Origin of the sequence: Bacillus pumilus, assembly GCF_009937765.1 — a bacterium.
GTDB lineage: Bacteria > Bacillota > Bacilli > Bacillales > Bacillaceae > Bacillus > Bacillus pumilus_O.
Genome location: NZ_CP047089.1, coordinates 2955766 through 2970369, shown reverse-complemented (window position 1 = coordinate 2970369; position 14604 = coordinate 2955766). Strand labels below are relative to the sequence as shown.

Here is a 14604-nt window from a genome sequence, read left to right as displayed (position 1 = left end):
CAAAATAGAGGAGATTAAACTGTGGAGACAATTGGAATCATTGGATATGGAAGCATGGCAGATATGATGGTGCAAAAATGGTTGGAAAAAGAAGTACTCAATGCCCATCAAATCATGATCCATACTAGAAGTGAAACAGACCGCCTGCTTCAACTCAAAGATAGGCATCAAGAAATAAATATCTGCTCATTAAACGAACTTTCTGCATGTGATGTACTTTTTATCTGCGTACCGCCGCTTGCTGTACTTGATGTACTCGATCAACTGCCTTCAGCAGCCAAATCGGTTCATACTGTGTCAGTAGCCGCGGCTGTGACGTTAGACAAGTTATCAAAGCATACGACTCAACCAATTTCAAGATACATCCCAACGCTCACGTCAGCTGTTGGAACAGGCGTATCCCTCGTTGCGCATGGCGAAACTGCTGGAGAGGAAGAAAAGGCACGTTTGCATCGTCTCCTTTCAGCTTTTAGTATCGTACGTGAAATAGAGGAAGATCAGTTTGATGCGGCGAGTAACTTGACAAGCTCATCTCCTGGTTTTATCGCTGCTCTTTTTGAAGAAATGGCGAAAGCCGCTGTGAGAAATAGTGAGCTTTCCTTAGAGGAAGCGTATGAATTTTTAACATATGCGCTTTTAGGCACAGGTCAAGTCCTTGTAGAACGAGGCCTCACCTTTGCTGAAACCGTCGATAGAGTGGCGACAAAAGGGGGCATTACAGGAGAAGGCGCCGAGGTGATTCAAAAGCAGGCACCTCAGATGTTTGATGATCTGTTTACACAAACCATGAAGAAATATGAACAACTGAAATCACAGATTAACGAAGCGGACAAACACCACTAAAGACATAGTTAGTGGTGTTTTATTTGTTAAAAAAATCCTTTCGCACTCAGTCTATTGACCTGTATTATCTGAGTCTAATTTCCTTATTTTCAGACATTGTATTGAAAAATCAATCAAGTAATCATATAATTTTTTAGAAAATTTAGAAAAATATACACAAATTTTAAGTTTAATTAAAGGGGGATGGGGATGAAGCTCTATGTATCTGTCGATATGGAGGGAATTACTGGTCTAGCTGATCATACATTTGTCGATGCCCGTCAGCACAATTATGAGCGGGGCAGAAAGATCATGACGGGTGAAGTGAATGCCTGTGTGGAGGCACTTCTTCAGCATGGCGCAACCGATATTCTGGTCAATGACAGTCATTCTAAAATGAATAATTTGTTGATTGAAGAATTGCATGAAGAGGCATCTCTTATATCTGGTGACGTCAAGCCTTATTCAATGGTTCAAGGGTTAGATCAAACCTATGCCGCTGCTGTATTTTTAGGCTATCATGCGAGGGCGTCTATGAAAGGTGTGATGTCCCACAGTATGATTTTTGGTGTCAGACATTTTTACATAAATGATCATCCAATTGGTGAAATGGGTTTTAATGCGTATGTTGCAGGCTACTATGGTGTGCCGGTGATTCTTGTTTGCGGAGATGATCAAGCAGCACTTGAAGCAGAAAAGCTGATGCCTGGTGTGAAAACAGTGGCAGTGAAAGAGACCATCTCAAGATCTGCTGTGAAATGTCTCACTCCTGCCAAAGTCAACCAACAAATCTCGCAGCAAGTGGAAGCCGCAATGAAACAGATTCATCACATCAAGCCGCTGACGCCTCCTGATCAGCCGCTACTGAAGATTGAGTTTGCCAATTATGGACAAGCTGAATGGGCGAATTTAATGCCTGGTACTGCCATGATTGAAGGGACAACAACGGTGACGTATCAAGCAGAGAATATATTAGAGGCCTACCAAGCGATGCTTGTCATGACAGAGCTTGCCGCACGTACAACATTTTGTTAAGCGAGGGGGAGACGGCAGATGACCAGCTTTTTGCTCAAACGTTTTATTGCGATGATTGCCACGATTTTAACGATTACGACGTTAACGTTTATTTTAATGAAGGTCATCCCAGGATCGCCCTTCAATGAAGAACGAAATACAAACGAAACCGTTCAGCGAAACCTCGAAAGCTACTATCACTTAGACGAACCACTGTATGTTCAATATGTCATCTATTTAAAATCCATCGTTACCTTTGATTTTGGTCCTTCCATTAAAAAGCCTTCTGAAAGTGTCAATGATCTATTGGCGAGAGGCTTCCCAGTCTCATTAGAACTTGGTCTTATCTCAATATTGATTGCTGTCATCTCCGGCATCCTGCTAGGGGTCATGGCTGCCCTCCGGCACAATGGCTTGATTGATTATATCGCCATGACCATTGCTGTTTTCGGTATATCCATTCCAAACTTTATCTTTGCTACCTTATTAATTCAGCAGCTTGCTGTGAATTTGAAGCTCTTTCCTACAGCGATGTGGACAAGTCCGATGCATATGGTGCTACCAACCATTGCTCTTGCCGTTAGTCCGATGGCCATTATTGCCCGGTTAACAAGATCGAGCATGATTGAAGTGCTGTCTCAGGACTATATTCGCACTGCTAAAGCAAAAGGACTTTCTCCCTTTAAAATTGTGTTCAAACATGCGCTTCGAAATGCGCTTTTGCCTGTTGTGACCATTCTTGGCACACTTGTCGCAAGCATTTTAACAGGAAGTTTTGTCATTGAAAAAATCTTTGCGATTCCTGGCATGGGAAAATACTTTGTCGAGAGTATTAACAACCGTGATTATCCTGTCATTATGGGAACCACTGTTTTTTACAGCATCATTTTAATCACACTTCTTTTCATTGTTGATGTGGCGTATCGCCTGCTTGATCCGAGAATTCAGCTACATCAGAAAGGAGGAAAGGCATGAGTATACATTTGCAGCAGGATCAACCGAATCCGCATCCTGAAGTGCCGGACGATTGGTTTTCTCCGAGAGAGCAAAAGAAAATGGAGGCACATGCCATTAAAAGACCCTCTCTTTCGTATTGGGCGGACACATGGAGACGACTGAAGCAAAATAAGCTTGCGATGTTTAGTCTATCCGTATTGATTTTTCTTTTTATCATGGCACTATTAGGCCCATTGCTTGCACCTAATAGCGTGACAGAACAGCGTCTTTCGATGCAAAATCTGCCGCCATCCGCTGCTCACTGGTTCGGAACGGATGAGCTTGGACGAGATGTGTTTACACGTACATGGTACGGGGCGCGTATTTCTTTATTTGTAGGCGTCATGGCAGCCCTGATTGATTTTGCTATCGGCGTGATTTATGGAGGCATTGCCGGTTATAAGGGCGGGAGATATGACCATGTCATGATGCGAATCGTCGAGGTGCTCTACGGTCTTCCTTATTTACTTGTTGTCATTTTATTGATGGTTCTAATGGGACCGGGTCTTGTCACCATTATTGTAGCGCTCACTGTCACCGGATGGATTGGAATGGCAAGAATCGTGAGAGGTCAAGTTCTTCAACTGAAAAGCCAGGAATATGTCCTTGCCTCAAAAACTTTTGGTGCAAAGAGCCTGCGCATCATTCGCCGCAACCTGCTGCCGAATACGATGGGACCGATTATCGTTCAGATGACTTTAACTGTACCAACTGCGATATTTGCAGAAGCGTTCCTAAGCTTTCTTGGTTTAGGCATTCAAGCGCCGTTTGCAAGCTGGGGCGTGATGGCCAATGATGCGCTGCCGACAGTGCTATCAGATAATGGACATTGGTGGCGTTTATTTTTCCCTGCGTTTTTTATTTCACTCACGATGTTTTGCTTTAACAATTTAGGTGATGGCTTGCAAGATGCGCTTGATCCGAAGATGAAGAGGTGATGGCGCTTTGAAAAAAGTTCTACAAATCATCGATCTGCACGTCAGCTTTCGGACATATGGCGGCTCAGTTCGAGCGGTACGCGGAGTGAATGTGGATGTATATGAAAAAGAAACCCTTGCCATTGTAGGAGAGTCAGGCTGCGGGAAAAGTGTCACTTCACAAAGCATTATGAGGCTGCTACCAGCTTACAGCGCTCATGTTGATCAGGGAGAAATATGGTTTGAAGACCGCAATTTACTGTCTTTATCTGAAAAAGAAATGCGCGCCATAAGAGGTGTCGATATTTCGATGATTTTCCAAGATCCCATGACCGCACTGAATCCAACTTTGACAATCGGCGATCAGCTCATGGAGGCGGCAAAGGAGCATCAAAAGCTGACGAAAAAAGAAGTGAAAGAAGCCGCCATTCGAATGCTTGATTTGGTCGGTATTCCGCAGCCGAAGGAAAGGCTAAAGCAATACCCTCATCAGTTCAGCGGAGGAATGAGGCAGCGGCTTATGATTGCCATGGCGCTGATTTGCGAGCCTAAAGTGTTGATTGCTGATGAACCAACGACAGCGCTCGATGTGACCATACAGGCACAAATATTAGAGCTGTTTAAAGAGATTCAGAGAAAAACAGGTGTCACCATCATTTTAATCACACACGATTTAGGGGTCGTAGCCCAAGTCGCAGACCGAGTGGCGGTCATGTACGGGGGGAAGATGGTGGAGGTCGGAACGAGGCGAGATATTTTTTACAGTCCGCAGCATCCTTATACAAAGGGACTTCTGCAATCCGTTCCAAGACTTGATATGAAAGACGAACTCGTTCCAATTGAAGGAAGCCCGCCTGATTTATTTGCTCCGCCAAAGGGCTGTCCGTATACAGATCGCTGCCCTGCCGCTATGAAGGTATGTGATCATATCATGCCGCATGAAACGCAGCGGTCACCTACTCATACAGTGCATTGCTGGCTCCAAGATGAGCGTGCGCAAACCGTTTTATCTTCAACACAAAGGGGGAGTTTTTAATGAGAAAAAAGGGATGGATCATCAGTATATGTATATTCACAATCATGCTGCTCGCAGGATGTACAGCCAATGAGCAAGCAGGGAAAGGATCATCAAGCAAAGAGGGTGAAAAGAAAGTATTAACCTTAAATAACGAAAACGAACCGACGTCGTTTGATCCTCCGATTGGTTTTAATAATGTATCGTGGCAAGGACTCAATAACCTAATGGAGGGATTAACAAGACTGAATGAAAAGCACGAACCATCTCCTGCAATGGCGGAAAAATGGGAGATTTCAAAGGATGGAAAAACGTACACGTTCCATTTAAGAGATGGCATCAAGTGGTCAAATGGTGATCCAGTGAAAGCGAGTGACTTTGAATATGCGTGGAAGCGGCTGCTTGATCCGAAAACAGGCTCCTCCGCATCGTTCCTAGCGTATATGATTGAAGGCGGAGAGGCATTTAACAGCGGAAAAGGAAAGAAAGAAGACGTTAAAGTTAGCGCTGAGAATGACAAAACGCTTAAGGTCACACTGGCATACCCGCAGAAATCGTTCTTGAATATGACCGCAAACCCTGCCTTTTTTCCTGTCAATGAACAGGTAGCGAAGAAGGACCCAAACTGGGCAAAAGACGCCAAAACCTTTGTCGGAAATGGACCGTTCAAGCTGACAGAGTGGAAGCATGATGAGAGCTTTACAATGGCAAAAAGTGAGACGTATTGGGACGAAAAATCAGTTAAGTTAGATCAAGTGAAGTGGCTGATGATCAGTGATCGAAACACAGACTATCAAATGTATCAATCAGGAGATTTAGATACTGCCTTTGTCCCAGCAGAACAAAGTGAAAATCTGCTGAAAAATAAAGATGTACAAATTGAAGACCAGGCTGGATTGTTCTTTTATCGTCTGAATGTAAACATGGAACCTTTTCAAAATAAAAACATCCGCAAAGCATTTCAAATGGCGATCAATCCGCAAGATATCGTAGATTATGTGACGAAAAATGAAGAGAAGCCAGCACACGCCTTTGTCTCGCCAGGCATTCTAGATTCAAAAGGTGAGGATTTCAGAAAAGCTGGCGGTGATCTTGTGAAGAACGATAAGAGTGAAGCTGCAAAGCTATTAGAAAAAGGGCTGAAAGAAGAGAACTATTCAAAACTGCCAGCCGTCACATTGACATACAGTACAAAGCCTGAGAATAAGAAAAAAGCTGAAGCCATCCAGCAGCAGCTGAAAGAAGCGCTAGGTGTAGATGTGAAGCTTGCCAACATGGAAGCCAATGTATTTGCTGAAGATCAAAAGGCACTGAAATTTCAATTCTCACAAAGTTCATTTTTAGCAGACTATGCAGATCCGATCAATTTCCTAGAAAGCTTTCAAACAGGGAATGCCATGAACCGGACAGGGTGGTCAAACGATACCTATGATCAACTGATTAAAAAGGCAAGTCAGGAAGCAGACGAGCAAAAGAGAAACAACATTCTTCATGATGCAGAGGCACTTCTCATTGAAGAAGCACCGATCATCCCGATTCATTTTTATAACCAAGTTCATTTACAAAAAGAAGGCGTGAAGGGGATTGTTCGTCACCCTGTTGGGTATATCGATTTGAAATGGGCGCAAGTAGATGGAAAATGATATTAGAATCAAAAGACGCTTTGAAATAAAAGCGTCTGTTCCTTTATTTGTTCATGTTATGAAGCAAAAACCCATAGATTGAAAGAAACAAAGAGAAAGAGGGGATACGGCATGAGCCAGCTGCCAGTGGCACTTCAAACAGGGGATACAGTGGGGGTTATTGCCCCAGCAAGCCCGCCTGATGAGCTGAAATTAGCAAAAGGGATTGCCTTTTTAGAAAGCCTCGGGCTAAAGGTGAAAAAAGGGAAGTATTTGGACCGGCGGTATGGATATTTAGCAGGTCATGATCATGAAAGAGTGGAAGATCTTCATTGCATGTTTCAAGATCCAGAGGTGAAAGCGGTTATTTGTGCTTGCGGAGGATACGGGACTGGCAGACTTGCGGAAGCCATTGACTATGACCTGATTCGCCGGAATCCAAAAATCTTTTGGGGCTACAGTGATATTACGTTTTTACATACGGCGATCCAGCAGCAGACAGGTCTTGTGACGTTTCATGGTCCAATGCTCTCCTCTGATGTGGGACTTGAAGAGGTCCATCCTTATACGAAAGATACCTTTTTACAATTGTTCGCACCGAAAGCCTTTACGTATGCGCACCACTTGTCGCCCCTTCATACTTTCTATCCGGGCACCGCTTCAGGTGAGATTGTAGGAGGAAATCTTGCCCTCATCGTCACAACACTTGGTACACCTTTTGAAATCGATACGAAGGGAAAGCTTTTGTTCATTGAAGATATTGACGAAGAACCCTATAAAATTGATCGAATGATGCAGCACCTCACTTCTGCTGGGAAATTGTATGATGCGGTTGGATTCATCATTGGAGATTTTCATCAATGTGAGCCAAAAAAGAAAGATCAGTCCCTCACATTGAATCAAGTATGGGACACATATATTGTGCCGCAAAAGAAGCCTGCACTTGGGGGCTTTCGGATCGGTCATTCTTCTCCGAACTTTGCCATTCCAATGGGCACACAGGCTGCATTAGATGCGACAGGAAAAAAACTGGACATTTCTCCAGGCGTTGCAGCGAAAGAGGCGATCACATGAAAATCGTCGATGTTCGCACATGTAGAATGAGTGTACCACTAAAAAAGCCTTTCAAAACCGCTTTGCGAACGGTGTATGACGCAGCATCTCTGATCGTTATCGTCACATATGATCAAGGTGACGTCAGCTACGGAGAGGCAGTTCCGACTGCCGTGATTACAGGTGAGACGCTGGAAAGCATCGACTATGCCATCTGTGAAGTGATCAGACCGATCTTACTTGGGGCTTCCTTGTCTGAGTATGAACAAATTTTTTCTCGAATGAATCGTGTGCTCGCTTGCAACACAAGCGCAAAGGCAGCGGTTGACATGGCCATTTATGATGGCTTAGCGAAGCAGGCAGGACTTCCCCTTTATCAATACCTTGGCGGATATCGCAGTCAACTTGAAACCGATTATACGGTCAGTGTAAACCGTCCACTTGAGATGGCGGAAGATGCGAAGCAATACGCAGCAGAAGGCTTTCAGACATTAAAGATCAAGGTAGGAAAAGATGACATAGACACGGATATTCAGCGAATCAAGCGAATTCGAGAAAAGGTCGGGCCAGATATTCAGATCAGGCTTGATGCGAATCAGGGCTGGACGTGGAAGGAAGCGGTCGTAGCCATTCGGAAAATGGAGTCACTGAATATCGAACTAGTCGAGCAACCAGTGCCAAAAGAAGATATCGAAGGCCTGCGCCGTGTGACGGAGGCAACAGATACACTGATTATGGCAGACGAAAGTATTTTTAGTTTTCATGATGCGATTAAAGTGCTTGAAACGAGAAGCTGTGATTTGATCAATTTAAAATTAATGAAATCAGGCGGCATAAAAGAGGCTTTAAAAATTAACGCTTTAGCAGAAGCATACGGCGTCAAGTGTATGGTTGGCAGCATGATTGAGTCAAAACTTGGGATTACAGCAGCCGCTCATCTCGCCGCAAGTCAGCCGAATATCACCCGCTACGATTTTGATGCTCCGCTGATGCTAAAAGAGGACATGGTAGACGGAGGTATCTTATACAAAGGAAAAGATATCTTTTTCCCGCCGCAACATGGGTTAGGCATTCGAGGGGTGAAAGGAGTCTCATGATGATATTTGAATCAAAGGTTGCAGTCGCGAACGTATGGACAACGCCGCAGTCACCGAGAGAAATGGATCAAAAGGTTCTTCAGAGCTCCTTCAAAATGAAAGAGTGGATTGACAAGCAAACATATGAAGAAAAACTGGCTTTATGTGAAGAAAATCTGCTCCAGTCGCAAGTACTGCTCGGTGAACGAGTCATTGGCTTAGAAGAGACAGGCGGCTGGTTGAAAGTCGTCATTCCGCAGCAGGCCACCCGGAAACATCCGCAAGGCTACCCTGGCTATATACCTGCGAACCAACTAAAGCAAGTGACAGAAGGAAGTGCGCCAGCTATATCTCATATCGTTTGTCAGAAAAAAGCCATGCTCTATCGAAACGGGCAAGCGGACATGGAAACTAGTTTTTTAACAGAGCTCGCAGCTGTAGAAGAAACGAGTGATCGCTTTCGCGTTGTCACACCAGCAGGGACGAGAGAAATCAATAAAACAGATGTGCAACCAGTTTCATCCACTTCCGCTATGACTGGAAAAGATGTTGTAGAGAAGGGAAAACAATTTATTGGTCTTTCGTATTTATGGGGTGGTATGAGCAGCTTTGGCTATGACTGTTCGGGCTTTGCTTACAGCATGTATAAAGCGTGCGGATATCTTTTGCCGAGAGACGCAAGTGACCAAGCAGTGCAAGGTACACCGGTCACATCAAGCCATTTAGAACAGGGCGACTTATTGTTTTTCGCCAATGATAACGGAAAGGGAGCTGTACGCCATGTTGGGATTTATGCAGGTGACGGTATGATGCTTCACTCGCCTAAAACCGGCAGAGAAATTGAACTTCTTTCCCTTTCTGGCACTTCATATGAAAAAGAATGGGCAGGTGCAAGACGGTATTTGCCAAGCGAAGGGAGCAAAGGTCATGGCAGTTGAACCACTTTTACAAGTAAACAATCTCAAAAAACACTTTCATCTATCGAAGGGAAGAATGTTAAAAGCACTAGACGGTGTCTCCTTTCAGTTAAAACAAGGCGAAACATTTGGCCTTGTTGGCGAGTCCGGCTGCGGGAAATCCACACTTGGAAAAGTGCTTATGCGCCTTTATGAACCGACAGATGGAGAAGCCTTGTATGAAGGGAAAAGCCTTCATCACCTTTCACAAAAAGAATCCTTTGATTTTAATCGGCAAATTCAAATGGTGTTTCAAGATCCGTATTCTTCCCTGAATCCGCGGCTGTCTGTCAAAGATATCATGCTGGAGCCAATGGAGATTCATCACCTTTATGGGAGTCAAAAGAAAAGGGTGGCCCGGGTGAAAGAACTACTGGAAGCGGTTGGGCTTAGCTATGACTTTGCCACGCGCTACCCTCATGAATTCAGTGGAGGGCAGAGGCAGAGAATCGGTATTGCAAGGGCACTCGCCTTAGCACCGAAATTTATTGTGGCAGATGAGCCCATTTCTGCACTAGATGTCTCCGTTCAAGCGCAGGTTGTGAATCTGCTAAAAAAATTGCAAAAGGAGGAAGGGCTGACATTTCTCTTTATTGCGCATGATCTGTCGATGGTCAAATATATCAGCGACCGAATCGGTGTCATGTATTTAGGTCATCTCGTCGAATTGACCAGTAGTGATGCGTTATATCAAACACCGCTGCACCCATACACACAAGCCTTGCTGTCAGCGATCCCCATTCCAGATCCTGACGTGGAGGACAAGCGCAAAAGGTTCATTTTAAAAGGAGAAATTCCAAGTCCAGTGAATCCGCCAAGCGGCTGTGTATTTCGAACAAGGTGTCCTGCAGCGATGGATGTGTGTGCTGAAAAAAAGCCAACATTACAAGCGGTAGAAGAGGGGCATGATGTCGCCTGTCATTTATACGACCGGACATAAAAATAGATAGAAAAAAGCCAGCAAGTAGACAAGCTGTTCTACACGCTGGCTTTTTTAGTGGATGAACGCCGAATCGGTAATGTGCAGCATCTAAAAGACCCACCAGATTTAATGATTTCTGAAAAATCCACTTCAATGACAGTATACCCGTGAGCGGTTAATGCAGCATTTGTTTCTTGATTGATGGGCAAACTGATCACTTTTTTCTGTCCAATAGATAAAACGTTAGGTCCGAGTGTGAATTGCTCTTGTTCACTTATTTCAATGAGATGATAATGCATGTTGAGCAAGTGAAGATCCTCTTTTTTGAACGCTTCAGGATAAATCAACATCTCATCATGAGAGAGAATATTCATCACACAATCGAGGTGCAAAATGTGAGGAGGAAGATGAATGGGAATAATGTCATGATCCGGCAGTTCTTTTTTGAGCTCATGGATAGCGGCTGGGTTTGTTCTTTTGCTCATTCCGACAAATACACGTGTTTGGTCTACAAGTACATCGCCGCCTTCAATCGTTCCGTTTGTCAGGCTAACAGTTTTGAAGCCATTTTCCTGTGCCCACTCTTTTAATAATTGTTCTTCTCCTTGCCGAACCGGAGCAGCCATGCTTGAAACAAAGAGTGTATGTCCAATCGTAAACCCAATATCCCGAGTAAAGACTTGCTCAGGATAGCGGTCATTTGCAGGAAGCATAATGGGACGTACTTGATGGTTTTTTAGGATTTGGATCAATTGCTTATGCTGAGCAATGGCTTTCATTTGAGAAATATTTTCTCTTGCAAAATGTTTTTGGGTTTCGTTGATGATCTGTTTGATTTCCATATAGATGGGGCTGCATAAAAGGACTTCTTGTAAATTGTCATATTCACTCATACATTGCGGCATTTTGTGTATTTGTTCTGCTCTTATAGAATGCATCAAATGGCCTCCTTGTTTGTTCATAGTTCTATTATTCCTCGCTTTAGTCATGGTTGAAACATTTCCGATAGAAAATCTCTCACGAGAGACTAAAGCAAAAAGTTTAGACAAACCTAAAAGAATAGTGTTTAATAAAAGTCGTTCCGCATTCACGAAAACAGCAAGAAGGAGCTATGATGATGAGTGAAGAAAATTTCAAATACTGCAAGGAATCAAAAGTTGTTAAAACCAGCAGGGTATTTCCTCTCGATACGAATAATCACCAAACCTTATTTGGCGGAAAATTAATGAGTTATATAGATGACATTGCCTCCATCTCGGCAGCAAGGCACAGCCGAAGTGAAACGGTTACGGCTTCGATGGATTCTGTTGACTTTTTAGAGCCGATTGGACAAAAAGAGTCAGTATGCTTGGAATCCTATGTGACATGGGTTGGCACGTCTTCCATGGAAGTGTTCGTTAAAGTCATGAAAGAAAACTTGATGTCTGGAGAACGCAGACTTGCAGCCACTTCATTTCTGACATTTGTCTCGTTAGATGAAGACGGAAAACCTAAACGAGTTCCGCAGGTGATGCCTGAAACAGAGGAAGAAATCATGCTGCATCAAACAGCAAAACAGCGAGCTGAAGAAAGAAAAAGCCGCCGAAAGCATAGCAAGGCGCTAGCTGACGCACTTGGGACAGATAAACCATGGGCGTAAAAATCACCCTTTAAGCGGTGATTTTTTTCTAGGGTGGTATCTTGCATGGCAAGATAGTGTGTGGTAAGATGATGCTATCTTGTGATGCAAGGGACTGGAATCGGAGGAACAAATATGACAACATCCACACAAATGCTAAAAGGAATTTTAGAAGGCTGCCTGCTGTCGATTATTTCAGAGGGTGAGATTTATGGATATGAAATGACGAAGAAGCTTGCTCAATATGGGTTTGATCAAATTAGTGAAGGAAGTATCTATCCGATCCTGCTGCGTATGCAAAAGGAACAGCTCGTGACCACTGTCACAAAAGCATCAGCAAGCGGTCCGAAAAGGAAATATTATACGCTCACTCAAGCTGGCGAACAAGCGCTCACAGAGTTTATTACCCGCTGGAGTGAGCTTTCAAAGAATGTAAATTGTTTACTACAAAAAGGGAAGTGAGATTATGGTATCAAAAGAAACAAGACACGTTCTACTAGAGCTGAAACTCTATCTCATCTCAAAGGGGAAAAATCAGGATGAAATTGATGAGCTAATGGATGAACTGACGACACATGCGGTTGAGGCTGAAAAAGACGGTAAAACAGGCGAGGCTTTGTTTGGCGGTGATCCGCGGGGCTATGCTGATGAACTGGCAAAAGAGATGTCAGGAAACCATAAAGATTGGGTTCCCTTCGTTAGTGCCTTCTTAATTGGATCACTCTTTTATATGATTTTATCAGATGCGATCAGTCAAAGCTTATCCTATTCTTGGTATGCATTGATTGGTTATCCGCTCGTTTTAGTGGCTAATGTCATCATGATCATTGTGATGTTTAGAGCGTCTGCCTTTCAAACAGGCAGCCGGGCATTTCTTTATTTTTGGATCTTAGGCATTTTTCAATTGACTTCAATGGTCACAATCAAACTATTGGATCAAAAACTAGGCACACCATTACTTGTGCTGACATCAGGTCAAAGATGGGGCGTCATCCTGCTTATGCTGTTTTGTATCATTGTCTTTAATGCGATTATGAAAGCGAATTTCATTTCACTGATTCCGATCATCTTTTTCGGACCGCAGCTCATATTCGAATGGATTGGCTGGACATCACAAGGCGTTCTTCTCTTGCAAAGTCTACTATCTATTGTGATCATAATTGGGCTTGTGCTCATTGTTTTACGCCGGACGAATAAGAAAAATGAAAGCACGATGTAAAAAACAGAGCACATCCCATCGGATGTGCTTCAGCGTGTAGACAAACCCTCGCATTCGGTGTCAGATCTGCGCTTCGGTGCTCACGAATGTTCAATTCGCTCCGCTCCGATGCTCGTCCTTCCTAAACTGCAAAGGTTTTCTATCACGCTGAAAAGAAGACAAAGGGCTAAAATCAAGATCATTTTAGCCCTTTGTCAACAATCTGAGCACATCCCATCGGATGTGCTTTTCTTTTTCTAAAAAAATGTAGAAATGGTAGCGTATTTTTCATTACAATGGGAAGAGGACAAAAATGAAAAGGGGTTCTGTATTTGGATATTTTATGGGGATATGTACTTGTGTTTGTATTGGCTGCTTTGCCTTTTTTTGAAGTGGTAGGGGTTGTTCCGTTAGCGATTTTAAGTGGCATGCATCCTGTACCGGCAGCAGTTATTGGATTCATCGGTAATTTTTTTACTGTTTTCCTTCTCATTGTTTTCGTAGACCGTTTTAAAGCATGGCGGTTAAAGAAGAAAGGGAGCAAAACTGATGAAAAAGGAGAAAAAAAGCAGCAGCGGGCGAGAAAAATTTGGGAACGCTATGGTCTCCCAGGATTAGCGCTATTCGGACCTTTTATCATTGGCAGTCATTTAGCGGCGTTTATGTGCATGAGCTTTGGAACAAAAAGAAAGCAAGTCGCAGTGTGGATGACAGTCAGTTTAATCATGTGGACAGCGCTGGCAGCTAGTTTAACCGGTGCGGGATTCCATTACTTTGCCCCAGATTCAACTGGATTGTTCGGAGATATATTTAGTCAGTAAGCAAGGGGAGGATGAGAAATGCAACATCAAACACGGACGGTGCTTGAAACAGAGCGGCTCAGGCTGAGAACGATGAATGAACATGATGCCCCATTTTTATATCACATGTTGTTTCAAGATGAAGAAGTGATGAAATATTATCCTTCTTTGAAGGATGAGCAGCAAACGAAAGAGTGGATTGCATGGAATCAAAAGAATGACCGCGTGTATCATACTTCTCTCTGGATCATTGAAGACAAAGAAACGAATGAACCATTTGGACAAAGCGGGATTGTTTTGCAAAACATCGAAGGACAAACCGAACTTGAAATCGGCTATATGCTTAAGAAAGCAGCGTGGGGGAATGGCTATGCTGCTGAAGCCGCAAAGGGCTGTCTCACCTACGGCTTTGAAGAAATGAAGGTCAGACGAATGGTGAGCTTAATTCGCCCGGATAATGAGGCATCGGTAAAGGTCGCTTTAAAAATGGGCATGAAAAAAGAAAAAACCATTTCAAAATGGGACCAAATCATTGATGTATACAGTATCAATCGCAACGAAGAAAACGGCTCGCTTACAAAATAAGCAGAGCCGT

Annotated in this window: 16 protein-coding genes; 15 read left to right on the top strand and 1 reads right to left on the bottom strand. The window is 43.5% G+C overall.

Annotated elements, in window-relative coordinates:
• Nucleotides 1–21: 21 nt before the first annotated feature.
• The 10 genes from proG (at nucleotide 22) to GPS65_RS14575 (ending at nucleotide 10411) form a co-directional block, all read left to right on the top strand.
• A complete protein-coding gene (proG, locus tag GPS65_RS14620; RefSeq protein ID WP_119124738.1) occupies nucleotides 22–843 on the top strand; it encodes a pyrroline-5-carboxylate reductase ProG in 822 nt (273 codons plus the stop codon).
• Between the two features lie 189 nt (nucleotides 844–1032).
• Nucleotides 1033–1857 carry a M55 family metallopeptidase gene (locus tag GPS65_RS14615; protein ID WP_088004308.1) on the top strand — a complete coding sequence of 275 codons (825 nt, stop codon included), beginning with the start codon at nucleotides 1033–1035 and terminating at the stop codon, nucleotides 1855–1857.
• Nucleotides 1858–1875: 18 nt separating this feature from the next.
• Nucleotides 1876–2811, top strand: a complete 936-nt coding sequence (locus GPS65_RS14610; RefSeq protein ID WP_003211100.1) for an ABC transporter permease — start codon at nucleotides 1876–1878, stop codon at nucleotides 2809–2811.
• Nucleotides 2808–3770 (top strand): ABC transporter permease, encoded by a 963-nt coding sequence (locus GPS65_RS14605; protein WP_088004309.1) that lies wholly within the window; start codon nucleotides 2808–2810, stop codon nucleotides 3768–3770. Before GPS65_RS14610 ends, GPS65_RS14605 begins: the two co-directional genes overlap by 4 nt.
• 7 nt (nucleotides 3771–3777) lie before the next feature.
• On the top strand, nucleotides 3778–4785 hold the full coding sequence (locus GPS65_RS14600) for an ABC transporter ATP-binding protein (RefSeq protein WP_012009674.1): 1008 nt from the start codon (nucleotides 3778–3780) through the stop codon (nucleotides 4783–4785).
• A complete protein-coding gene (locus GPS65_RS14595) occupies nucleotides 4785–6407 on the top strand; it encodes a peptide ABC transporter substrate-binding protein (protein ID WP_119124739.1) in 1623 nt (540 codons plus the stop codon). The genes GPS65_RS14600 and GPS65_RS14595 overlap by 1 nt, the downstream gene beginning before the upstream one ends.
• Before the next feature lie 111 nt (nucleotides 6408–6518).
• Nucleotides 6519–7460: a S66 peptidase family protein gene (locus tag GPS65_RS14590; protein WP_119124740.1), complete on the top strand. Its 942-nt coding sequence runs from the start codon at nucleotides 6519–6521 to the stop codon at nucleotides 7458–7460.
• Entirely contained in the window at nucleotides 7457–8536 is a 1080-nt protein-coding gene (locus GPS65_RS14585; protein ID WP_012009677.1) for a mandelate racemase/muconate lactonizing enzyme family protein, read from the top strand. The genes GPS65_RS14590 and GPS65_RS14585 overlap by 4 nt, the downstream gene beginning before the upstream one ends.
• A complete protein-coding gene (locus tag GPS65_RS14580; protein WP_119124741.1) occupies nucleotides 8536–9453 on the top strand; it encodes a C40 family peptidase in 918 nt (305 codons plus the stop codon). The genes GPS65_RS14585 and GPS65_RS14580 overlap by 1 nt, the downstream gene beginning before the upstream one ends.
• Nucleotides 9443–10411, top strand: coding sequence for an ABC transporter ATP-binding protein (locus tag GPS65_RS14575; protein WP_119124742.1), 969 nt, complete (start codon nucleotides 9443–9445; stop codon nucleotides 10409–10411). Before GPS65_RS14580 ends, GPS65_RS14575 begins: the two co-directional genes overlap by 11 nt.
• Nucleotides 10412–10449: 38 nt before the next feature.
• Here the strand turns inward: GPS65_RS14575 and GPS65_RS14570 are convergent, their stop codons facing one another.
• The gene (locus GPS65_RS14570) at nucleotides 10450–11331 is read right to left on the bottom strand and encodes a dimethylarginine dimethylaminohydrolase family protein (protein ID WP_161985451.1); all 882 of its coding nucleotides are present in this window, start codon (nucleotides 11329–11331) and stop codon (nucleotides 10450–10452) included.
• Nucleotides 11332–11510: 179 nt separating this feature from the next.
• Between GPS65_RS14570 and GPS65_RS14565 the strand changes: the two genes are divergently transcribed.
• From GPS65_RS14565 to GPS65_RS14545, 5 genes are all read left to right on the top strand, one after another.
• Entirely contained in the window at nucleotides 11511–12032 is a 522-nt protein-coding gene (locus GPS65_RS14565) for an acyl-CoA thioesterase (protein WP_041816217.1), read from the top strand.
• 114 nt (nucleotides 12033–12146) lie between these two features.
• Nucleotides 12147–12473, top strand: a complete 327-nt coding sequence (locus tag GPS65_RS14560; protein ID WP_119124743.1) for a PadR family transcriptional regulator — start codon at nucleotides 12147–12149, stop codon at nucleotides 12471–12473.
• Between the two features lie 4 nt (nucleotides 12474–12477).
• The gene (locus GPS65_RS14555) at nucleotides 12478–13230 is read left to right on the top strand and encodes an HAAS domain-containing protein (protein WP_041815454.1); all 753 of its coding nucleotides are present in this window, start codon (nucleotides 12478–12480) and stop codon (nucleotides 13228–13230) included.
• A gap of 311 nt (nucleotides 13231–13541) precedes the next feature.
• Nucleotides 13542–14030, top strand: coding sequence for a small multi-drug export protein (locus GPS65_RS14550; protein WP_088004317.1), 489 nt, complete (start codon nucleotides 13542–13544; stop codon nucleotides 14028–14030).
• Nucleotides 14031–14048: 18 nt separating this feature from the next.
• Nucleotides 14049–14594 (top strand): GNAT family N-acetyltransferase, encoded by a 546-nt coding sequence (locus GPS65_RS14545; RefSeq protein ID WP_119124744.1) that lies wholly within the window; start codon nucleotides 14049–14051, stop codon nucleotides 14592–14594.
• The last annotated feature ends 10 nt before the right edge of the window (nucleotides 14595–14604 follow it).